We start from the raw sequence: 21,646 nt of genomic DNA, 5'->3' as shown, positions 1-21,646 counted from the left end.
CAAAGCCATTGCAATAAGGGAATATATACATATGAAGGCACGCATTCTGATAGTGGACGATGACGAGGCGCTGGCCGAGATGATCGGTATTGTTCTGCGCAATGACGGGTTCGAACCCGTCTTCTGCGCCGACGGCGGGCAGGCGCTCGAAGTCTTCCGCTCGTCCAAGCCCGACCTTGTGCTGCTGGACCTTATGCTTCCGGGCATCGACGGCATTGAAGTCTGCCGGCAGATCCGTGCCGAATCCGATGTTCCAATCGTGATGCTTACTGCCAAGGCGGACACGTCCGATGTGGTCCGCGGTCTTGAGTCCGGTGCCGACGACTATGTCCCGAAGCCCTTCAAGCCGGCCGAGCTGGTCGCCCGGGTCCGGGCACGGCTCCGGCCCGGCGACCAGAAGGCGCCGGAGACGCTGCACATCGCCGACGTCACTATCGACGTCGCAGGCCACCTCGTGAGCCGCGGGGCCGAGCGCATCTCGCTGACACCGCTGGAATTTGACCTGCTGGTCGCGCTGGCGCGCAAACCCTGGCAGGTTTTCACCCGGGAACTGCTCCTGGAACAGGTCTGGGGCTACCGGCATGCTGCGGACACGCGTCTGGTCAACGTCCACGTCCAGCGGCTCAGGTCAAAAATTGAACGTGACCCGGAAGCCCCCGAAGTTGTATTGACGGTCCGTGGTGTCGGCTACAAAGCAGGTTCCTGAGCCACCGGAGGGCCTCGCCGGAGCAGCTCCGGTGAGCACCTCGCCGGAGCCGTCCGGCGTCGTGGGACCAGGTACTGCGGGTCCCGCGGCCCCGGCCGCCGCGCATGCGGACGGTCCCGCGGTCCGCCGGCAGGCCCTGCGGTTCCGGACCCGGCTTTGGATGAAGCGGTCCCGGATCGTGGGCGTGCGGGTGGCCAGGCTGGTTGGCACCGGCTCTTCCCGCCTGCTTCCGGGTATCCGCTATCTGCTCCGGTCCCTGCACCGCAAATGGCGTCGTTCCATGCAGTTCCGGACCGTCCTGACGACACTGATGCTCGCAGTCGCATCATTTGCAGTCGTCGGGGCCTATTTGTCCAACCAGATCGCCAATAATCTCTTCCAGGAACGGCTGGCCCAGGCCGAGTCGGAGACACGATACAACGTCAAGCAGGTCCAGGACACCTTCGACGGCGCCCAGGTCACCGACCAGTCCAGTGTTATCACCCTCGTTTATGACACTTTGAACGCCGTCGAGGGACGCGGTTCCGTGATCCAGCGGCGCTACGTCTTCGAAGCCATGCCGGAGCAGACCAAACCGCGCAACCGCTGGGTCGAATCGAGGGCCTCGGACCAGCTCACCATCAGCGTCATTCCGACCGAGCTGCGCAAGGCGGTGCAGGATTCCGGCAAGGAGCAGTTCTGGGCTTCCACGGAATTCCCGGTGGGTACCGAGGACCGGCCCGGAATTGCAGTGGGCAACAAGGTCACTTTCAACGGCACGGTCTACGAGCTGTACCTGATTTATGACCTCAATACGGCACAAAAGACCCTTGACGAGATCCAAAACGTACTGCTGGCCGGCGGTGCCGTGCTGGCGCTGCTGATTGGTGCCGTCGCCTGGTATGTGACCCGGAACGTCGTCAGCCCGGTCAGCCATGCCGCACTGGTGTCCGAGAAACTCGCGGCCGGGCAGTTGCAGGAGCGGATGATAGTCAAGGGCGAGGATGAGGTGGCCCGGCTTGGCGCGTCCTTTAACCACATGGCCGCCAGCCTCCAGGAGCAGATCACCCAGCTCGCCACGCTGTCGCAGATGCAGCAGCGATTCGTCTCGGATGTTTCCCACGAACTACGCACCCCGCTGACCACGGTGCGGATGGCCGCCGAGGTGCTCTATGACGCACGCGACGACTTCGACCCCGTCAACAAGCGCTCGGCGGAACTGCTTTATAACCAGGTGGAGCGCTTCCAGTCCCTGCTTGCCGACCTGCTGGAGATCTCACGCTTCGACGCGGGCGTCGCCACACTCGATGCCGAACCGGGCGACATTGTGCAGCTGGTAGCGCATGTGATGGAAGGTGTAGCGCCGGTGGCCGCCGAGTACGGCTCCGCGGTCACCCTCAACGCGCCTGCGGGCAGCATCATCGTGGACATGGATGACCGTCGGATTGACCGGATCCTGCGCAATCTTGTGCTGAATGCCCTGGAACACAGCGAAGGCCGGCCGGTGAACATCTCGGTGGCGGCCAACGACACCGCCGTCGCTGTCGCCGTCAGGGACCACGGCATCGGTCTGTCACCGGCGGACGCGGCCCGCGTTTTTGACAGGTTCTGGCGCGCCGATCCGGCGCGGGCGCGCACCACTGGGGGCAGCGGCCTCGGGTTGTCCATTGCGGCCGAAGACGCCAAACTCCACAACGGCTGGCTGCAGGCGTGGGGACGGAAAGGGGTCGGAGCCAACTTTCGCCTCACCCTGGCCCTTCGCCAGGGCGAAGCCATTGCGAAGTCACCCCTCCAACTGGAGCCTGTCGACGTCGGGCTCCGTGGCGTGGGGAGCGAGCGGACCATGCTGCTGCTGGATCCGGTGCCCGTCACACGCGCCGATGCTCCTGCCCCGGCGGCCGGGGACGTCCCCGACGTCGGCACACCGCACGCCCGCTCAGCCGTCACCCGAATCGCGGACCCGGGAACCGCAGTCACCGGAATGAAGGAGGGGCCATGAACGGAGCCGCATGGAAAGGCCACCGAGCGGCGGCCGTGCTGCTGGCGCTCCTGCTGTTCCTGCTGACATCGTGTGCCCAGATCCCGCGCTCGGGCCCGGTGGGAAAGAGCACCGACGAAAGCGCTGGGAACCCCAATAATGCCCCTGTGTTCTTCCCTTCGGCCCCGCGTGAGGGGGCCGGGCCGGAGGCCGTGATCGAAGACTTCTACCTCGCCGGCAGCGGCTACGAAGACGACTACGCGGTGGCGCGCCAATACTTGACCCAGGCGTCCTCAGTGACTTGGAAGCCGGACCAGCGGGTGCTTGTGTTCCGTTCCGCCCGTGTCGTCCCGACAGCTGTCGAGAACGTCTTTAACTACGAACTTGACGTGTCCTACTCCGTCGACGCTGACGGAGTCGCGACCCGGCTGCCGGAGGGAACCAAGGAGAATATTCCCGCTACCCTGACCAAGGTTGACGGTGAATGGCGGATTGCCGAGCTCCCGGACGGTACGGCAATTCCGGAAGAGACGTTCAAAGTAATCTATGGCGCCTATCCGATCTATTTCTATGACCCGACGTTCACCTACGCGGTGCCGGATGTCCGGTGGTTCATCCGGAAGAAGACCGTCAAGGCCATGACAAGTGCCCTCCTCGCGGGTCCGGCCCCGTATCTCAAGGGGGCCGTGGTCAGCGCCTTCCCGTCCGGCATCAAGCTGGCCCGCGAGTCCGTGCCGGTCGTCTCCGGTGCCGCCCAGGTGGACCTTTCGGCGAAGGACCTTGTGGAGGCTTCCAACGAGGACCGCCTGCGGATGCAGACCCAGCTTTCGCTGACGTTCCGCAGCCAGCCCGATGTGATCAACGTCGAGCTCCGAGCCAACCAGGACCTGGTGCGCGTAGATGACAACGGTTCGGTTGTCCCGCCGATCCGGGACAAGAACGTACCGGGCCGCCAGATCGCCGTGAGCGAGAACGACCTGGTCCGGTACGAGAACAACAGGATCTCGCCGCTTCCCGGCATCCAGTCTGTATCGGCGCTGGCGCCGCGGGTCCCGGCGGAGTCGCCCGTGTCGCAGACCGCGGCTTTCCTCAACGCGGGGCGCGGGACGCTGTACTCCATCGTGCCGGGACAGCCCGCCAGGGCGCTCGCTACCCGCGCTACGCTGACCCGCCCGTCCTTTGACCGGTACGACTGGGTCTGGACGGCCGGGCCGGGGGCCAACGGCGACACCGAAATGGTCGCCCACCGGCCAGTCGGCGTTGCCGAGGGGGCCAGCGTCCCCGCGGTCACCCTGGCGCCGGCATGGCTCGCCGGGCGGTCCGTCAAGGAGTTCAGGGTTTCCCGCGAGGGCACCCGCGCCCTCATTCTCACGCAGCAGAACGGCAAGACCAAAGTCCAGATCACCGGTATCGTCCGGGCCGCGGACGGTACCCCAAAGGAACTGACCGTGCCGACCACCCTGCTGTCGACGAATGATCCGGACCAGGGAGTGTGGGTGGATGACACGACGGTCGCCGTGATGAAGGGCTCCACCAGCGGATCCGTCACCCCCGAGCTGCTCCCACTCACCGCGTCCGAGCCGCAGCCGCTCGCGCCGTGGCCCGGGCTCACCGCACTCAGCGCCGGGAATGGCGGCGAGGAAATCTATGCCCAGTCCGGGGAAGGGATCTTCCAGCGGCTCGGTAACGGCTGGGCCCCGCAGCTGAAGGGGCCGATCGATCCGTCCTATCCGGGTTAGCGGCCGCACCTGACTGGACCCCCAGCGGTTCCGCACATAGCTGAGTCAAGGACTGCCAACGGGCGCTGCGGGGGCGCACAGTGGGGGGATGGGCACAGCCAGGGAAGCCCGCGGCCGCCGCGGGGCCAGGGCGGCAGTTGGGCACGACGGCAGCGCCGGCGCTGAGCCGCACACAGGTGCACGCAGCGCAACCGGCGCCGCACGGCGGACCCAACGCGCAGTCGACCCCGATCTGGTTACTGCCGCAGCTTCTGCGGCGAGACACCGGGGCGCCTACCGCCTGCCGCTGGCACGGCTGGCGGCGGCTGCCGCCGCCGCTGCCGCCGAAGTCCTGGCACTCGTGGCCCCGGTGGAGTGTGTCTGTTGCGGGGCCGAAGACATGCCGCTCTGCGGCGGCTGCGAACGGCAGGTCCGGCTATTGATGCGCCAACCATTCCGGGCAGAAGCGCAGGCCCCGGCACTGATGGACGTCGACGGCGCCGTGATCCTTCCGGTGGTGGCTGCCGGCGCCTACCGCGCGGAGTTGGCGCAGACCGTGCTGTCGTTCAAGAGCCACGGGCAGCGTCAGCTCGCCGAGGTGTTGTCCAAAGGCCTGGCCCGGGCCATCCGCGACGCCGCCGGGGAGTCCCGGGGACTGCTCCTTGTACCCGTCCCGACGAGCAGCAGCGCCTACCGGAAGCGCGGCTTCAGCCCGATCCACGTGCTGCTCGGCAGGGCGGGAAGGCCAAGGGGGCCGGGAGCCGGGCAGCAGCCGGGATTCACCATCGTCCACGCACTCCGGAAGACGAGGCCGCCGTTCCCGGCGTGCGGGCCGTCATCAGGTGGGCAGGGTGGCCAGAAGGGACTGGGGCGCCGGGACAGGGTGCAGCGCGTGCAGGGAACCATGCGGGTTCGCCGCTGGCCGTTCAATCCCGGGGTGGACGGCCGGGCGTGCATCATCGTTGACGACGTGCTCACCACCGGGGCCACGTTGGCCGAGGCCAGCCGGGCGTTGCATGCGGCCGGCGCGGTGGTGCGGGGTGCCGTAGTCCTCGCCGCGACACGCCCGCCGGTCACATTGGGCTTCCCCGGTCCGGACGGTGCGATAGCAGGGAAACGGCCCGTCAACGAAAAAAATAAACCAAAAAAGGATGAATAAGAGGTGTGTATGAACTAACGTCGAAGATGGGTACCAAGAACAGATGTACCTGTCGATGGCGGCTCGGAAAGGGGCTCGACTGTCAGTCAGATCAGCCTCGGGAAGTGCCGTCGTCGTGTCACCGAAGTCATTTGGAGGGCACCATGGAGTTCATGATCAGCGGACGTAATTTGACGGTCTCGGACCGGTTCCGCGAATACGCTGACGAGAAGATCTCGAAGATCGCGTCGCTCGGGGACAAGGTCCAGAGGGTGGACGCGAAGGTTTCCAAGGAGACCAAGGCCCGGCAGACGGACGAGATGCTCACGGTTGAGCTGACCGTCCTGGGCCGTGGGCCCGTGATTCGTGCCGAAGCCAGCGCCGCCGACAAATTCGCCGCGTTCGATCTCGCCTACAACAAGCTTCTGGAGCGCCTGCGCCGGGCGAAGGACCGCAAGAAGGTCCACCACGGCCGGCACACCCCCAAGTCCGTGACCGAGGCGACGGCGTCGCTTGAGCCCGCTAGTACCAGCGAGCCCCTCTACGAAGAGGCGAGCCACTGGCAGGAGTCGAAGACGGCCCCCGATGAGAAATCGCCGTACGAGGTCGAAAACGATATCCCCGCCGGAGACTCACCCGTGCTGATCCGTCGGAAGGTCTTTCCCGCGGCGTCCCTCACACTCGACGACGCCGTCGACAACATGGAACTTGTCGGTCACGACTTCTACCTCTTCGTGGACAAGGAGACCAAGGCTCCGTCCGTCGTCTACCGCCGTGAGGGCTGGACCTACGGCGTGATCTCCCTTGACCAGACCTGCGAGCCGGGGCAAGCCCCGCTGGAAGAAAAGATCATCGCCTACCGCTCCGAGGATGAGCCGGCCAGCGCATAAGCTGAAGCTGACCGTTCAACGAAGGGACTGACGTGCCGGAAGCGCTGAGCCTCACGCAGGCGCGGCGGATCGCACTGGCAGCCCAGGGATTGGACAAGGTACGGCCCGCCGGACCCGTGAGTTCACGGGCGGTGGGCCGTACTTTTGCCCGCCTCCAGCTTGTCCAGATCGACTCCGTGAATGTGTTGTCCCGGAGCCACTACCTGCCGTTCTTCTCCCGTCTGGGGAACTACGACCGCGCCATCCTTCAGCGAATGGCGGGGTCCCATCCGCGCCGGATGATGGAGTACTGGGCCCACGAGGCAAGTTTCATCCGGCCCGACCATTTCCAGGACCTGGTCCTGTGGCAAAGCCGGAAATGGGTGGGGGCGCATTCCATGGACCCCCAGCTGCGCAGCGGCGTCGCGTCCCGGGTGCTGGAGGCGCTGGCGGACGGCAGGCCGATGACCGCCGCCGAACTCACCGCACGCCTGGGCCATGTGGAGGCCCGGCAGCGGGACAACTGGGGCTGGAACTGGAACGCCGTCAAAATGGTCCTCGAACACCTGTTTGAGGCGGGGATCATTTCGGCCGCGTCACGCACGGAATCGTTCGAGCGGCGCTACACCCTTACCGCCAGGGTCCTGCCTGAGCGGCCCGCACCGCCGTCGGGCCTCCCGACCACCGACTCATCCCGGGCCGCAGCGCTGGTGCGTCTGATCGATGCGGCCGCCCGTGCCCACGGGATCGGCACACTGCGATGCTTTGCCGATTACTTCCGGACGCCCCTGCGTGCATCGGCCCTGGCCGTGGACCACCTGGTCCGCGCCGGCAGCTTGTTGCCTGTCACCGTGACCGGCTGGAATAGGCCCGTCTACAGGCATATCGAGGCAAAACTGCCCCGCACGGCCACCGGCCGTGCGCTGCTGAGCCCTTTCGACTCACTGGTCTTTGAGCGGCGCCGGCTGGAGGCCCTGTTCGGTTTCCACTACCGCATCGAGATCTACACTCCGGAACCGAAGCGCCGCTACGGCTACTATGTGCTGCCGTTCCTGCTGCGGGACGGGATCGTGGCCCGCGTCGACCTCAAAGCCGATCGATCCAACCGCATCCTGCTGGCGAGGGCGGCCCATGCCGAACCCGACGCTCCGTCCGACACCGCCGCCGAACTCGCCGCTGAACTGCGGCTCATGGCAGAGTGGTTGGAACTGGACCGGATAGTTGTTTCCCAGCAAGGGGACCTGGCAGCGGCGCTGGCAGCAGCAGTGTCCGAGGCAGGGAGCGGGCTATCCGCTAAGAGGGGACAGGCGTAATCGGCCCTGCGTCTCTCCCGTAGACTAAATACGCCAGAATTCGGCAGCTTGAGACTGGGAGCAACTTCACGTGGCATCACTTATCGAAAAACTTCTCCGCACGGGTGACAAAAAAACCCTGAGGCAACTGCGGAACTATGCCGATTCCATCAATGCCCTGGAAAGCTCCTTCCAGACCTTCAGCGACGCTGAATTGCGCGAAGAGACGGACCGTCTGCGCGCGCGCCACGGTGATGGCGAGATACTGGACGATCTGCTGCCCGAGGCTTTCGCTGCCGTGCGCGAAGCCTCCTCCCGAACCCTTGGCATGCGCCATTTCGACGTCCAGCTGATGGGTGGCGCCGCCCTGCACCTGGGCAACATTGCCGAAATGAAAACCGGTGAAGGCAAGACCCTCGTGGCCACCGCTCCGGCCTACCTGAACGCCCTCACCGGCAACGGTGTGCACGTCATTACGGTGAACGACTACCTGGCTGAGTACCAGTCGGATCTGATGGGCCGGGTGTTTCGGTTCCTTGGCCTGAGCAGCGGCTGCATCCTGTCAAACCAGGATCCTGCGGTACGCCGCCAGCAATACTCTGCGGATATCACCTACGGCACCAACAACGAATTCGGGTTCGACTACTTGCGCGACAACATGGCGTGGGACCAATCCGAACTGGTCCAGCGCGGCCACCACTTTGCCATAGTCGATGAGGTGGACTCCATCCTCATCGATGAGGCCCGGACCCCGCTCATCATCTCCGGGCCGGCCCAGGGTGACACCAACCGCTGGTACAGCGAGTTCGCTAAGGTCGTCACGCGGCTTCAGTCCGAGGAGGACTACGAAGTTGACGAGAAGAAGCGCACCGTCGGTGTGCTCGAGGCCGGCATTGAGAAGGTCGAGGACTACCTCGGTATCCACAACCTGTACGAGTCCGCCAACACCCCGCTGATCGGCTTCCTGAACAACGCCATCAAGGCCAAGGAACTGTTCAAGCGGGACAAGGACTACGTCATCCTGGACGGTGAAGTGCTGATCGTGGACGAGCACACCGGCCGCATCCTCGCCGGCCGCCGTTACAACGAGGGTATGCACCAGGCGATTGAGGCCAAAGAAGGCGTCGAGATTAAGGCCGAGAACCAGACTCTCGCCACGGTTACCCTGCAGAACTATTTCCGCATGTACAACAAGCTCGCGGGCATGACCGGCACCGCCGAAACTGAAGCCGCCGAGTTTATGAGCACCTACAAGCTCGGCGTTGTTGCGATCCCCACCAACCGGGACATGCAGCGCATCGACCAGGCGGACCTGGTCTACAAGAACGAGGCGGTCAAGTTCGACGCCGTCGTCAAGGACATCGCTGAACGACACGAGCAGGGCCAGCCGGTCCTCGTTGGCACCACAAGCGTCGAGAAGAGTGAATACCTCTCCCGGCTCCTTGCCAAGGAGGGTGTCCGCCATGAGGTCCTGAACGCCAAGAACCACGCCCGGGAGGCCGCGATCGTCGCCCAGGCAGGCCGCAAGGGGGCCGTCACGGTTGCGACCAACATGGCCGGCCGAGGTACCGACATCATGCTCGGCGGCAACGCCGAGTTCACCGCCGTCGCCGAACTGGCTCAGCGCGGGCTCGACCCGGAGGAGAACTCCGAAGAATACGAGGCCGCCTGGCCGGCCGCTTTCGAGGCTGCCAAACAGGCCGTCAAGGACGAGCACGCAGAAGTCCTCAGCTTTGGCGGCCTTTATGTGCTGGGCACCGAACGGCACGAATCGCGCCGGATCGACAACCAGCTCCGCGGCCGTTCCGGCCGCCAGGGCGACCCGGGCGAGTCCCGGTTTTACCTGTCGCTGACCGATGACCTGATGCGTCTGTTCAACTCCGGCGCCGCGGAACGCCTGATGAGCAGCTCAGTGCCTGACGACGTGGCACTCGAATCCAAGCTCGTCTCTCGTGCGATCGCCTCCGCCCAGGGTCAGGTGGAGGGCCGCAACGCCGAACAGCGAAAGAACGTCCTGAAGTACGACGACGTGCTGAACCGCCAGCGTGAGGCCATCTATGGTGATCGCCGGCGCATTCTCGAGGGGGACGACCTCCACGAGAAGGTCCAGTTCTTCCTGGAAGATACGATCAATGCCTTCATCGAGCAAGCCACGGCAGAGGGTACCGGCGACGACTGGGACTTCAACCTTCTCTGGTCCAACCTCAAAACCCTGTACCCGGTCAGTGTTACGCCGCGCGAGGTCATTGACGAGGCCGGTGGAAAGCCGCGGATCACGGTGGAGTTCCTGAAGGAGGAGATCCTCTCCGACGCACGTCTGGTTTACCAGGCACGCGAAGAGGCTATCGGCCAGACGAGCATGCGCGAACTTGAGCGCCGGGTCGTCCTTTCGGTGATCGGCCGAAAATGGCAGGAGCACCTGTACGAGATGGACTACCTCAAGGAGGGCATCGGGCTGCGCGCCATGGCCCAACGCGATCCTCTGGTGGAGTACCAGCGCGAGGGCTTTATTATGTTCCAGGCCATGATGGAGGCCATTCGCGAGGAAAGCGTGGGGTTCCTGTTCAACCTTGAGGTTGAGGTGACCCCTGCCGAGGACGTCGTAGTTGCGGACGACGCCGGGCAGCACACCGAACATCACGAGCCGCAGATTCGTGCTGCCGGGCTGGAAGCCCCTGAAAAGCCGGCGCAGCTGCAGTACACGGCCCCGGGTGAGGACGGTTCGGCCCAGACCCGGGTGGAGGCCAAGTCCTCCGGCCGCTCGGGGAACCCGGCCAAGGCTGCCCAGGATGCCCAGCGTCGCGCCAACAAGAAGAGGAAGCGCTAGCTGAACGGCTGCGGCTTAGCCAGCCGCAGCTAGGTTCTCCTCCTTCCGCCGGGTCCATTGGGAAGCCTGGCCGGTGGTAACTGGCCTTGTGCCTTGGCAATCAGCCGATTTCCAGCACAGTGACCCGCCAGGCGAGCCTGCTGCGCTCCAGCCTCAGCGCGACCGCGCGCACCCGCGATTCCTCGACCACAACGGCGCTGGCTTCGTAGATGTCCGCGGTCACCCGGCAGGCCCGGACGGAGTGGACGGACGGATTACGGTGCAGCCGTCCGGCGGTTGGCGACGCCCCGCACGGCATCCGCCGCGTCAACGCGGCCCGGTGTTGCAGGGCCGCCAGACAGCGGTCGTCGAGCCGCCTTGCCAACTGCTGCACCGCACGGGCACCGGCCAGCACCTCGATGGCGGCCTGAACCGTGCTGCGTGAAATAGCACAGATCTGCTGGTCCTCGTCGGGCATTGGCAGCCGCGGTGCTGCCGGAATGCAGGGCCCGGCCGGCAGGGATGCCGGGGCCGCACCGTCGGGAACCAGTCGAAGTGGCGGGGCTAGGGATCGGTTGGGTTCCGCTGCGGCACGGAGGCTGCTGGTGGCGTTCATTGTGCTTCCTTTCTGAGGGTTTTCAATTGGCGCAATGCGATGCCGGGGATGTTCCCAGCCGGGATCTCTATGGGCCGTAGACCGGAAGGATCGGGGACTGGGCTCGGGCACACTCAGAATCCGGGGGGCAGCCTGAGCACCTGGCCAGGCCGCAACAGATCCGGGTTACCCCCGATGATGCCTCTGTTGACCTGATAGATCCTTGGCCATTCCAGGGCAATGTCGACGTCGGAGGCGCAGGCTCCCAGACGGCCGGCCGCTACGGTCCACAGCGAATCACCGGGCCTGATTGTCACTTCAGTCGTGTGGTCCGCTGCTTGCTGCCGACGCAGCGGGCGCTCCGCCAGCGGTCCCGGGTCGACAACCGGACTCAACGGTTGCCATTGCGGAATCTCGACAGCAGGGGTTTGCGACGGATTTACGGGTGTTGCCGCCGGCGCTGGCCGCGCCGTGTACGTTCCAGGCGGAGCTCCTGTCGCGTCCGCAACCGCCGTCGGGATCCACGCTGCGGATGCCGCTGGTGTGGCCGCGGGCGAGGCCGCGGGGTCGGGGAATGCCGGTGGGACGGCTGCTGTGGCCAGCGGTGCGGTGAGCAGCTGGAGTCCGACGGCGGCCAAGGCGAGGCGGCGCATATAGCCCGGGGCAAATCTGCCGGTGGCTGAGGCGGCGCGGACCTTTCCGCCGCGTTCGAGGAGGGCTGCCGCCACAGCAATGCCAAGCGACATTGCCCACCAGAGAATCACCACCAGGCCTGCCGTGTTCGCAGCGGCACCAAGCTGGTCTTCAAACCCTAAGGACGCGTGATGTGCGGAGGAGACCCTCCAGCGCTGGACCATGGCGCCTCCTGTTGCGGCGAGGAGGAAGCCCAGCAGCAAAATGGCTGCCGCCATCACCACGTCGGCGCGCAGCGCAGGGTGCGGGCTGGATGTCGGAACGTCTGCTGCGGCCATGGTCTGCTGCCTGTCTTTCTTTGATGCCGTTTGATGCTTTTAGAACTAATTTGATGCTGTTTAACTAAGTTTGGATTCGTATAGTGACGTTTGTCTAGGGCTAATTTTCCGGAGTGTGGTTGACCGCTGGCGTGGGCCGTGCGTACCCTGACGCCATGCGCTGGGATTCCCTCTTTGAGGATCTGGAGACCCAAATGGCCGCGGGCGTGCGGCTGGATCTCGACGCGGAAATTATGGAGCGGACGAGGGCGGAAGCGGCAGCCGTGGAGCTCGGTGACCGGCTTCGGGGCTCGGTGGGGCTACAAATACGGGTTCAGCTCGCCTCCGGAACAACGTTCGAGGGAACGTTGATCCACTCGGGAAGTCAGGCGCTCGTGCTGGCTGAACCACAGCATCAAGTGCTGATTCCCTATGACTCGGCGCTTAGCTACCTCGGGCTTGCGCGGTTCGCAGTGCCTGAGCCGTCCAGGGTCCGGCAAAGACTTGGACTGGCCAGCGCCCTGCGCGGCCTGGCGCGGGACCGCGCAGCTCTTGCTGTCCTGCTGACCGGAGGGTCAGCAGGCGAAACGACTCTCCACGGTGTGATCGACAGGGTCGGCCGCGACCACTTCGACCTGGCGGTGACCGGGGAAGGCGAGGACCGCCGGGCGGCCAATGTCCGGCAGTTGGCGACGATTCCCTTCGGCGCCCTCGCCGGAATCAGGTCCGCCCGGTCTCCGGATGACGATCCGCGCGGCTACCCGGCAGCTCGGTGAATCCGGCGTGGCTGCGACGCCGGGTTTCCCCGGCTCAGCGGTTCTTGGACTTTGCTTGTTCGATCATCCGGCCAGCTTCCGCGTAGCGCTCCTCGATGTACTGCTCGAGCATCTTCTCCTCAACACGCCACTGGCCCCGTCCGCCCACCTGAATGGCCTTGAGCTCCCCGCTGCGCACGAGCGAGTACGCAGCCGTGGCGTTGATCTGGAGCTGCTCTGCGACGTCGGCAAGGGTCAGGAATCGGGGCATGATCCCATTTTGCCATCGATGGTCCGTTCCAGGGCCGTTATCCACAGTTTGCACTTCTTTTGCTTCTGCATCTTCCCGTGAGCGCACCAAGGGGCAACAATAATGATGGCCGGGCCGTCACCGGCGGCAATGACGGGGGGAGCGGGCGCATGAGTGCAAGCACGGCAGCCGGCGGTGCGCGGCTGAAGAAGCCGTCCTGGAAAGACCCCAGGCTGATTATTGGCATCCTGCTGGTGCTTGCCTCAGTGGCGGGTGTGATCGCAGTGGTGGGAGCCGCGGACCAAACCGCCGAGGCCTACACCGCGCGGGAAGCGATCGCCGTCGGGGAAACTCTGAGCGCTGACAAGCTGGACCGCGTCAAGGTCCGCCTGGGCGAGGTCGAACAGCACTATCTCACGCCCGCGACCGGCGTGCCGGACGGGCTGGTCGCCGTGCAGAGGATCGGCAAGGACCAATTGCTGCCGCGCGGCAGTTTCGGGAGGCCCGACGGACTGGACCGGAAACCGGTGGCCGTCACTGTCGAGGAGGCCCTGCCGGAGCAAGCGGTTGCAGGTTCCCGGGTCGATGTCTGGGTCGCGCTGCCGGATACCAGGAATGGATTCAGCCAGCCGGCCTTGCTGTTGCCGGGCGCAGAAATCGCCCGGATTACGCCGGGAAGCACCGCGCTGGGGTCCGCACGGTCCACAGTGGTGATGGTGCTGGTGACCGACGGGCAGATGCCGAACCTGCTGGGGGCGCAGGCCAACAAGGCGAAAATATCCGTCGTTTGGAACCCTGGGGGAGGCAAGCGATGAGTATCCCCGTTGTTACTGTCGGGGACTCGCGGGAAGACCTGGTCGGCAGGCTGGAACGCCTCCACGGCCCGGTGTCGGTGGTCCGGCGGTGTACCGAGTTGGCCGAACTGCTGGCCGCCTGCCAGAGCGGACTTGCCCGTGCCGCAGTCGTGGCGCAGGGCAGCGAGGAGCTGACCGCATCGCTTGTCGACCGGCTGTCCGCCGTGGGGGTGGCCGTCGTGGCCCTGACCGACAGCACGGAAGAGATGGCCCGGTTGCAGGGGATCGGGGTGGCCGCCGAACTATCGGGGGTCGGCGCCGCGGCCCTTGCCGGCCGTATCCAGTCCGCTGTCAGCCAACTCACCGGGCGGGACCCGCTGCTCCGGCAAGGTGACAGCTCTGGTCCGCCCGACGCCGGCCGGGCCCCCGAAAGCTCCGGCGGGGGCGCCGTGGACGGCGCCGAAAGATCCGGTGCCGGTAAGGTCATCGCGGTGTGGGGGCCCGCAGGATCGCCGGGCCGGACCATGCTCGCGGTCAATATGGCCGCCGAACTCGCCGCCGCCGGGAAATCCGTGCTGTTGGTGGACGCCGATAGCTATGGCGCCAGTGTCGCGGCCATGCTGGGGCTGCTGGACGAAGCCGCCGGGCTCGCGCAGGCGTGCCGCCTTGCAGACCAAGGCCTGCTGAACCAGGAAGCGCTGCTCCGGATCGCGGCTCCGGTTGTAACGAAGACGGGTAGTTTCCGGGTGCTGACCGGAATCACCCGGGCCGACCGCTGGACCGAACTCCGACCCGCGGCACTTTCCCTGGTGCTGTCCCGGGCCCGGCAGCTTGCAGAAGTCGTAGTCATCGATACCGGGTTCTGCCTGGAGAGCGACGAGGAATTGAGTTTCGATACGATGGCACCTCGCCGCAACGCCGCGACCTTGAGGAGCCTCGAACTTGCGGACATGGTGTTCGCCGTGGGAGCGGCCGACTCGATAGGTGTTCCAAGGCTGGTCCGGGGTTTGGCCGAACTGGAATCCGCCGTCCCGGGCGTGTCCCCGCGCGTGGTGTTGAACAAGGTCCGGCAGTCCGCTGTGGGACGCTTCCCGGAACGGCAACTGCGCGATGCCTGGGAGCGTTTCGGTCCCACGGTCCCGCTGAGTGCCTTTCTGCCAGCTGACCCGGTCGCTACTGATGCGGCGCTGCTGGCGGGATCGCTCCTGCTCGAGGCCGCCCCCGATTCTCCGCTGCGAAGGGGGATCGCCGACCTTGTTTGTGCACCTGTCCAGCGAATTAGCCGATCCTCTGTATTTTCTTCCACAGCGAAGCGGCGACTAAAAGGCTAGGCTCACCATGAGGGCCGCAACGAAGCGGCCATGAACTTTTCTGATGGAGGCGTTTGTCGATGTCGTCTGGGTCCAGCGTGGAGGATCAACCCGTTTCGATCGGTGCCGGGGCAGGCTACCTGAGGGACTACTACGAGCACCTAGCCGAAGAAGATGCCTTGGCTTATCCTGAGGCATTGCTCTCGGAACGGGCGGCGATGCACCGCCAGACGGCGGCCAAACGGCTCCCGGGCACCGCTAACATCACCATCGCCGATGAAGCTGACCGCAGTGTTGTCTACATCGTCACCGACGATATGCCGTTCCTGGTTGATTCGGTGAACGCCGAACTCGTCCGGCAGAACGCCCCCATCCGACTCGTGATTCATCCGCTGTTCGTTGTGACCCGCAACCGGGAAAGCGGCGAACTCGTCAAAGTCTCACGGGTCCCCTCGCACCTGGGCATTTCCAGCGGCGACACCGCCGCGATGCCCAACCTTTCGCACCTGATCGCCCAGGGGGATAACGCCTCCCACATGGAATCATGGATCGCCGTCGAAATTGACCCCGTGGACGAGGAAAAGCGCGCAGCGCTGACAGCGGGAATCGGACGGGTACTCGCCGATGTCCGCGCCGCCGTCGAGGACTGGCCGAAGATGCGGAACCGGGCCCTTCAGATCGCCGACGACCTGGATACGCTCCCCGGTGACGCGCAGATCGCCGAACTCCGCCAGGCCCAGGCGCTGCTCCGCTGGCTGGATGACGGCAATTTCACCTTCCTCGGGTACCGCGAATACGACCTCACGAATGAATCCGGAGAGGACGTCCTGGAACCCCGGGAAGAAAGCGGTCTTGGGCTGCTGCGCAGCGGGGCAGAGACCCCGCACCAGATTCAGCACCTCACGGAGACGGGCCGGAAGAAGGCCCGCGAAAAGCGCGCACTTGTTATCACCAAGGCCAACTCGCGCTCCACGGTCCACCGCTCCGCCTACCTGGACTACATCGGCGTCAAGAGCTTCGATGCTGCCGGCAACGTCAACGGTGAACGCCGCTTCATCGGGCTCTTTGCCACCACTGCCTATGCGGGGTCCGTGCGTGATATCCCGGTGGTGCGCGAGAAGGTCGCCGCAGTACTGAGCGATGCCGGCTTCCCGCCGGATTCACACTCCGGCAAGGACCTCCTGGGCATCCTCGAAACGTACCCCCGCGACGAGCTTTTCCAGATCGAAATACCCGACCTGGCTGCCATTGCCACGGGCATCCAGCGATTGCAGGAACGACGCCGCACCCGGCTGTTCCTGCGGCCGGACCTCTACGGTCGCTTTATGTCCGCTCTTGTGTACCTTCCGCGCGACCGTTACACCACGAACGTCCGCCTGCGCATCGAGAAGGAGCTGCGCGACACTTTCGATGCGGTCTCCATCGATTTCGAGGCGCGGATGACTGAGTCCGCGCTGGCGCGGCTCTTCTTCCGGATCAGGCTCCCGAAGAACTCTGATGTCAGCACCGTCAATAGCGAAGATCTCGAAAAGAGGCTGGTCCGCGCGGCCCGTTCGTGGAGCGAAGGCATCTCCGAGGTCCTGCACACCCGCGCCGACGGGGGCCTCAGGGAGGACGGTGCCAAGGAGCTCGCCGCTGTGTGGGCCGAGGCTTTCCCGGCGAGTTACCGGGTCGACTACGAGGTGGAGGATGCCCTGGAGGACATCGCCCGCTTCGAGAAGTACGGAGCCGGAGCCCAGGACAGCGCGCACGAAGTCCAAGAACAGTCCGGCGTCCACGTCTATCTCCCCGATGGTGCCGGAGCGACCCTTGAAGAGGACGCCCGCGTCAAGCTCTACATGCTCGAGCCCAAAAGCCTGAGCCAAATCCTGCCGTATTTCCACAACCTGGGCTTGGAGGTCCTGGACGAGCGTCCGTTCGAAATCGAGACCGCGGACCACCGTGACTTCTTCCTGTATGACTTGGGCCTGAAGTACCCCGCCGGGGTTGACCCCCTGGAAACGGGGGAGTTGCTCGCGGAGGCCTTCTCTGCTGCCGTGTCCGGTGCCGTGGAATCGGACAGCTTCGACCGGCTGGTGCTTCGCGAAGGGATGCGCTGGCGCCAGGTGGTCGTCCTGCGCGCGTACGCCAAGTACATGCGGCAGATGGGCAACACCAACTCTTACGGATTCCTGGCAGATACGCTGCTGGCTAACCCCGACGTCAACCGCGGGCTCAGTGCACTGTTCGAAGCCCGCTTCGATCCTTCGTTGGGTGAGGACGAACGCCGCAGCCGGCAGGACGAGGTCATCGCCGGATTGGATGCTGCGATCGAGCGGGTCGCAACCCTCGACGCCGACCGCGTGCTGCGGACCTTCAAGAACCTGATCCAGGCGACCCTGCGGACCAACTACTACCAGAACAAGGCCCACCTGAGTTTCAAGCTGAACCCGTCAGCAATTGAAGGCCTGCCGTTCCCGACTCCCATGTTCGAGATCTGGGTCTACTCGCCCCGGGTAGAGGGCGTCCACCTGCGATTCGGCAAGGTGGCCCGCGGCGGCCTGCGCTGGTCGGACCGCCGGGAGGATTTCCGCACCGAGATCCTTGGACTGGTCAAGGCCCAAACGGTCAAAAACGCAGTGATCGTGCCCACCGGCGCCAAAGGCGGGTTCTACGCTAAACAGCTCCCCGACCCCGCGGCGGACCGCAGCGCGTGGATGGCGGAGGGCATCGCAAGCTACAAGACGTTTATCCGCGGTCTCTTGGACATCACGGACAACCTCGTGACAACAACAGCCGGCGAGCAGCTGGTGCCGCCGGCCGACGTCGTACGCCATGACGACGACGATTCCTACCTTGTTGTTGCAGCTGACAAGGGAACTGCGTCATTCTCCGACATCGCCAACGGCCTCGCCGCGGAGTACGGGTACTGGCTTGGTGACGCTTTCGCCTCCGGCGGATCGGTCGGCTACGACCACAAGGCGATGGGCATCACCGCCCGGGGTGCCTGGGAATCCGTTAAGCGGCACTTCAGCGAGCTGGACCTGGACACCCAGTCCGAGCCGTTCACGGTCGTCGGTGTCGGCGACATGTCAGGGGACGTGTTCGGCAACGGTATGCTCTTGTCGAAGCATATCCGGCTGCTCGCGGCCTTTGACCACCGGCACATTTTCCTCGATCCGACCCCGGACGAGGCCGTCTCCTTCGCCGAGCGCCAGCGTCTCTTTGAGCTGCCCCGTTCATCCTGGGACGACTACAACAAAACGCTGATCAGCGAAGGTGGCGGAGTTTTTGCCCGCCAGGCAAAGTCGATCGCGGTCTCGGCCCAGGTCCGTTCCGCACTGGGGCTTCCCGACGGGACGACCAGGCTCAGCCCGCCCGAACTGCTGCGAGCGATCCTGCTCGCCCCGGCGGACCTGCTGTATAACGGCGGGATCGGCACCTATGTCAAGGCCGCTACGGAAACCAATGCCGAGGTCGGTGACAAAGCCAACGACTCCATCCGCGTCGATGGCCGTGAACTGCGCGTGAAGGTGGTCGGTGAGGGCGGCAACCTGGGCATGACCCAGCGCGGCCGCATCGAGGCCGCCCTGCAGGGCGTCATCCTGAACAGCGATGCGATCGACAACTCTGCCGGGGTGGACTGCTCCGACCACGAGGTGAACATCAAGATCTTCGTGGACCGGATGGTTGCCGCCGGGAAGCTGGATCCTGCGGAGCGATCGGAGTTCCTGGCCTCGATGACCGACGAAGTCGGCCGGCTCGTCCTTGAGGACAATATCGACCAGAACATCCTGCTGCTCAATGACCGGATGCGGGTCTCCGAATGGAGCCCCAGCTACGAACGCCTGATGGACTGGCTGGAGAAGTCGGCCGACCTCAAGCGTGATCTGGAGGCGCTGCCGACAACGGAGACGTTGCGCGAGCGGCTCGAACAGGGCCAGGGACTGACCTCACCGGAGCTGTCCGTCCTGGCGGCCTACGCCAAAATCGAGCTTGCCTCGGCGCTCCGGGACAGCGACCTCTCCGAGGACCCGTGGTTCCGGTCAACCCTGCGTGCTTATTTCCCGAAGCAGTTGCGTGAGAGGTTCGATGCGGAGCTGGACACCCATCCGCTGCGCCGGGAAATCATCGCGACAGTGGTGGCGAACGACATGATTAACATGGGCGGCATCACCTTTGCCTTCCGTGCCATGGAAGAAACCTCCGCGTCCGAGGCCGCTGTTGCCAAGGCCTTCCTGGCCCTCCGTGAAGTCTATGAACTGGACGTTATGGTCGGGGAGCTCAATGCGTTGCCCGCTTCATTCCCGACGGAGCACTGGAGCACCGTCCATTTGGATATCCGCAGGCTTCTGGACCGGGCCGTGCGGTGGGTCCTGAGCCAAAGCAACGGCTCCCGGCCAATTGCCGAGACCGTGGCCGAGTTCAAGCCGCTGATGGATCCGATGCGTGCGCGCCTGCTGGACTACCTGCGCGGCGGTGACCGTGACCGGGTGGCCGAATGGCTGGAGACGGCCCGCGCGTGGGGCCTGCCGGAGCAACTGGCCCATCGGTGGGCCGAACTGTTCGAAAGCTTTGTGCTGCTCGACATCGCCAAGATCGTCCACGCCAGCCCGGAACCGGTAGAGGACATCGCGCATGTCTACTACGCCCTGTTCAACCACTTCCACGCCGATTCCCTGCTTGAGCGAATCACCAAGCTGCCCCGGCGGGACCGCTGGCAGGCTCTGGCCCGGGCGGCCCTGCGCGACGACCTGTACTCGACCGTTTCGGATATGACGACGGCAGTGCTGGAGGCAACGCCGCGGGGTGTACCGGCAGAGGAGCGGCTTGTGGCCTGGGAGAACCAGAATGCGGAGCAGCTGAGCCGGGCGAAGAGCATGTTTGATGAAGTGAACGCGCTTGAGGCCGATGACATGGCTTCACTGTCGGTAGCATTGAGGCTCTTGAGGTCAATCGTTCGACGCTAGGCAGCCGCCGGCGTTCGACTATGGAGGTGCTGTGGCAATCTTTACGGACCCTATCAGGGAGCATGCTGATTTCGGGCCGGGGGATGCCGAGTGGCTCCACCTGCTCGTCGGGGACTGGCAGATGGTCGCCGACTTGGCGTTCGCTGACCTGGCGCTGTGGTTTCCGCATCCAGAGTTCGGCTACGTGGCACTGGCGCACGTCCGCCCCTCCACCACGCATACGGTGTTCCACGCCGATTTCGTGGGGGAGGGGATCCGTTCGGACCTGTTGCCCCTCGTTGAGAAGGCGTGGGAGAGCCGGACTATCGAGCGCTCCAACGAGACCAACTGGAGCAGCGATACGGCTCTTCGGGTCGAGGCCGTGCCAATGGTCCGCAACGGCCGGACCCTTGCCATCGTCACCACCCACATGGATCTCTCCAGCTCCCGCATGCCGTCGCGGCTGGAGTTGACTTACCGGCAATGCGCTTACGATCTGTTGCGGATGGGAACACTGGGGCTGTGGCCCGATTTCGCCTCGCCCACCGGTTCGCGCCGCGGGGCGCCGCGCGTTGGGGACGGTCTGATCAGGCTCGACGCCGAGGGCATCGTCCAGTACGCGAGCCCCAACGGGGTGTCCGCATTCCGACGGCTGGGAGACGGCGAGTCACTTGAGGGCAGGAGCCTGGCCGAGGTAACCGCAGGTTTGCTGAAGGACCGTCGTCTGGTGGATGAAACCCTTCCGCTGGTCGTCACAGGGCGTATGCCGTGGCGCAGTGAAATCGAGTCCCGCGGGGTCAGTCTGTCCTTGCGGGCGATTCCGCTGCGGGATGAACAGCGGCGCTTCGGCGCCCTCGTGCTCTGCCGCGACGTCAGCGAACTGCGGCGCCGCGAGATGGAGCTCGTGACGAAAGACGCCACGATTCGGGAGATCCACCACCGGGTGAAGAACAACCTGCAGACCGTTGCCGCGCTGCTGCGGATGCAGTCGCGGCGCATGGTCAGCGATGAGGCAAAGCAGGGGCTTGAGCAGGCGATGCGGCGAGTGGCTACGATCGCCCTCGTGCATGAGACGCTGTCCCAGGGCCTGACCCAGAGCGTCGACTTCGACGAACTTATCGGACGCCAGTTCAGGCTCTCGGCTGAGGTGGCGTCGCCGTCGCAGCAGGTGAAGACAGCACGCTCGGGACTGTTTGGTGAGCTGCCGAGCGACTTTGCGACGCCGCTGGCCTTAGTGATCAACGAGTTGGTGACCAACGCCGTTGAACATGGGCTGGAGGGCAGGACCGGAACGGTCTGGCTAATGGCGGACCGCTCCGAGGGCGAGGACGGCGAGGAGCTGCTCACCGTCACGGTAGCGGACGACGGCGTCGGCATCCCCGCTACACCCTATGTGGAGGGCCTCGGTCTGCAGATCGTCCGTACCCTGGTGACGAGCGAACTGGGCGGCAGTATCCAGTGGAAGGCCCGTGACAGCGGCGGGACGGCAGTCGAGATCGTCTTGAGTCTGGCCACGTCCTAGCTGTAATAACCACGGACGTTGGTGACAGGCGGCGTGGATAGGTGACAAAAAGAAGA

At 65.0% G+C, this 21,646-nt stretch carries 15 protein-coding genes; 12 read left to right on the top strand and 3 right to left on the bottom strand.

What is annotated here, in order from left to right; genetic code table 11:
* The first annotated feature begins 31 nt into the window (after positions 1-31).
* The 7 genes from mtrA to secA all read left to right on the top strand — a co-directional run bounded on the left by mtrA (position 32) and on the right by secA (position 10,507).
* Entirely contained in the window at positions 32-706 is a 675-nt protein-coding gene (gene mtrA, locus QK287_RS06450) for an MtrAB system response regulator MtrA (protein WP_226775763.1), read from the top strand.
* A 160-nt stretch (positions 707-866) separates the two neighbouring features.
* Complete coding sequence (gene mtrB / locus QK287_RS06445; RefSeq protein ID WP_282359791.1) at positions 867-2,684, top strand: MtrAB system histidine kinase MtrB; 1,818 nt, start codon at positions 867-869, stop codon at positions 2,682-2,684.
* Positions 2,681-4,402, top strand: a complete 1,722-nt coding sequence (locus QK287_RS06440; protein ID WP_282359609.1) for an LpqB family beta-propeller domain-containing protein — start codon at positions 2,681-2,683, stop codon at positions 4,400-4,402. Before mtrB ends, QK287_RS06440 begins: the two co-directional genes overlap by 4 nt.
* Positions 4,403-4,490: 88 nt before the next feature.
* On the top strand, positions 4,491-5,540 hold the full coding sequence (locus tag QK287_RS06435) for a phosphoribosyltransferase family protein (protein WP_282359608.1): 1,050 nt from the start codon (positions 4,491-4,493) through the stop codon (positions 5,538-5,540).
* A gap of 143 nt (positions 5,541-5,683) precedes the next feature.
* Positions 5,684-6,409 (top strand): ribosome-associated translation inhibitor RaiA, encoded by a 726-nt coding sequence (gene raiA, locus QK287_RS06430; protein WP_282359607.1) that lies wholly within the window; start codon positions 5,684-5,686, stop codon positions 6,407-6,409.
* 32 nt (positions 6,410-6,441) lie between these two features.
* Positions 6,442-7,701: a crosslink repair DNA glycosylase YcaQ family protein gene (locus QK287_RS06425; RefSeq protein ID WP_282359606.1), complete on the top strand. Its 1,260-nt coding sequence runs from the start codon at positions 6,442-6,444 to the stop codon at positions 7,699-7,701.
* A 70-nt stretch (positions 7,702-7,771) separates the two neighbouring features.
* A complete protein-coding gene (secA, locus tag QK287_RS06420; RefSeq protein ID WP_282359605.1) occupies positions 7,772-10,507 on the top strand; it encodes a preprotein translocase subunit SecA in 2,736 nt (911 codons plus the stop codon).
* A gap of 100 nt (positions 10,508-10,607) precedes the next feature.
* Here secA and QK287_RS06415 read toward each other — a convergent pair whose 3' ends face one another.
* Positions 10,608-11,102: an Rv3235 family protein gene (locus QK287_RS06415; RefSeq protein WP_282359604.1), complete on the bottom strand. Its 495-nt coding sequence runs from the start codon at positions 11,100-11,102 to the stop codon at positions 10,608-10,610.
* 113 nt (positions 11,103-11,215) lie between these two features.
* Positions 11,216-12,052: a LysM peptidoglycan-binding domain-containing protein gene (locus tag QK287_RS06410; protein ID WP_282359603.1), complete on the bottom strand. Its 837-nt coding sequence runs from the start codon at positions 12,050-12,052 to the stop codon at positions 11,216-11,218.
* A gap of 155 nt (positions 12,053-12,207) precedes the next feature.
* Here QK287_RS06410 and QK287_RS06405 point away from each other — a divergent pair, with 155 nt between their 5' ends.
* Complete coding sequence (locus tag QK287_RS06405) at positions 12,208-12,807, top strand: hypothetical protein (RefSeq protein WP_282359602.1); 600 nt, start codon at positions 12,208-12,210, stop codon at positions 12,805-12,807.
* 34 nt (positions 12,808-12,841) lie between these two features.
* Here QK287_RS06405 and QK287_RS06400 read toward each other — a convergent pair whose 3' ends face one another.
* Positions 12,842-13,057: a helix-turn-helix domain-containing protein gene (locus QK287_RS06400; protein WP_282359601.1), complete on the bottom strand. Its 216-nt coding sequence runs from the start codon at positions 13,055-13,057 to the stop codon at positions 12,842-12,844.
* A 149-nt stretch (positions 13,058-13,206) separates the two neighbouring features.
* On the opposite strand from QK287_RS06400, the gene QK287_RS06395 reads away from it, so the two are divergent.
* Genes QK287_RS06395 through QK287_RS06380 form a run of 4 tightly spaced genes read left to right on the top strand, consistent with a single transcriptional unit; the run spans position 13,207 to position 21,590 of the window.
* Positions 13,207-13,851 (top strand): hypothetical protein, encoded by a 645-nt coding sequence (locus QK287_RS06395; protein ID WP_282359600.1) that lies wholly within the window; start codon positions 13,207-13,209, stop codon positions 13,849-13,851.
* Positions 13,848-15,161, top strand: a complete 1,314-nt coding sequence (locus QK287_RS06390; protein ID WP_282359599.1) for a P-loop NTPase — start codon at positions 13,848-13,850, stop codon at positions 15,159-15,161. The genes QK287_RS06395 and QK287_RS06390 overlap by 4 nt, the downstream gene beginning before the upstream one ends.
* 59 nt (positions 15,162-15,220) lie before the next feature.
* Positions 15,221-20,089, top strand: a complete 4,869-nt coding sequence (locus tag QK287_RS06385; protein ID WP_282359598.1) for an NAD-glutamate dehydrogenase — start codon at positions 15,221-15,223, stop codon at positions 20,087-20,089.
* Positions 20,090-20,120: 31 nt separating this feature from the next.
* Complete coding sequence (locus tag QK287_RS06380) at positions 20,121-21,590, top strand: PAS domain-containing sensor histidine kinase (protein ID WP_226775776.1); 1,470 nt, start codon at positions 20,121-20,123, stop codon at positions 21,588-21,590.
* The last annotated feature ends 56 nt before the right edge of the window (positions 21,591-21,646 follow it).

Origin of the sequence: Arthrobacter sp. AL05, assembly GCF_029960715.1 — a bacterium.
Lineage (GTDB): Bacteria > Actinomycetota > Actinomycetes > Actinomycetales > Micrococcaceae > Arthrobacter.
This window is presented reverse-complemented; position numbering and strand designations above follow the sequence as displayed.

Coding starts and splice junctions, on each gene's coding strand:
- mtrA (WP_226775763.1), top strand. CDS start 32: ATGAAGGCACGCATTCTGATAGTGGACGATGACGAGGCGCTGGCCGAG.
- mtrB (WP_282359791.1), top strand. CDS start 867: ATGAAGCGGTCCCGGATCGTGGGCGTGCGGGTGGCCAGGCTGGTTGGC.
- QK287_RS06440 (WP_282359609.1), top strand. CDS start 2,681: ATGAACGGAGCCGCATGGAAAGGCCACCGAGCGGCGGCCGTGCTGCTG.
- QK287_RS06435 (WP_282359608.1), top strand. CDS start 4,491: ATGGGCACAGCCAGGGAAGCCCGCGGCCGCCGCGGGGCCAGGGCGGCA.
- raiA (WP_282359607.1), top strand. CDS start 5,684: ATGGAGTTCATGATCAGCGGACGTAATTTGACGGTCTCGGACCGGTTC.
- QK287_RS06415 (WP_282359604.1), bottom strand. CDS start 11,102: ATGAACGCCACCAGCAGCCTCCGTGCCGCAGCGGAACCCAACCGATCC.
- QK287_RS06410 (WP_282359603.1), bottom strand. CDS start 12,052: ATGGCCGCAGCAGACGTTCCGACATCCAGCCCGCACCCTGCGCTGCGC.
- QK287_RS06405 (WP_282359602.1), top strand. CDS start 12,208: ATGCGCTGGGATTCCCTCTTTGAGGATCTGGAGACCCAAATGGCCGCG.
- QK287_RS06400 (WP_282359601.1), bottom strand. CDS start 13,057: ATGCCCCGATTCCTGACCCTTGCCGACGTCGCAGAGCAGCTCCAGATC.
- QK287_RS06395 (WP_282359600.1), top strand. CDS start 13,207: ATGAGTGCAAGCACGGCAGCCGGCGGTGCGCGGCTGAAGAAGCCGTCC.
- QK287_RS06390 (WP_282359599.1), top strand. CDS start 13,848: ATGAGTATCCCCGTTGTTACTGTCGGGGACTCGCGGGAAGACCTGGTC.
- QK287_RS06385 (WP_282359598.1), top strand. CDS start 15,221: ATGTCGTCTGGGTCCAGCGTGGAGGATCAACCCGTTTCGATCGGTGCC.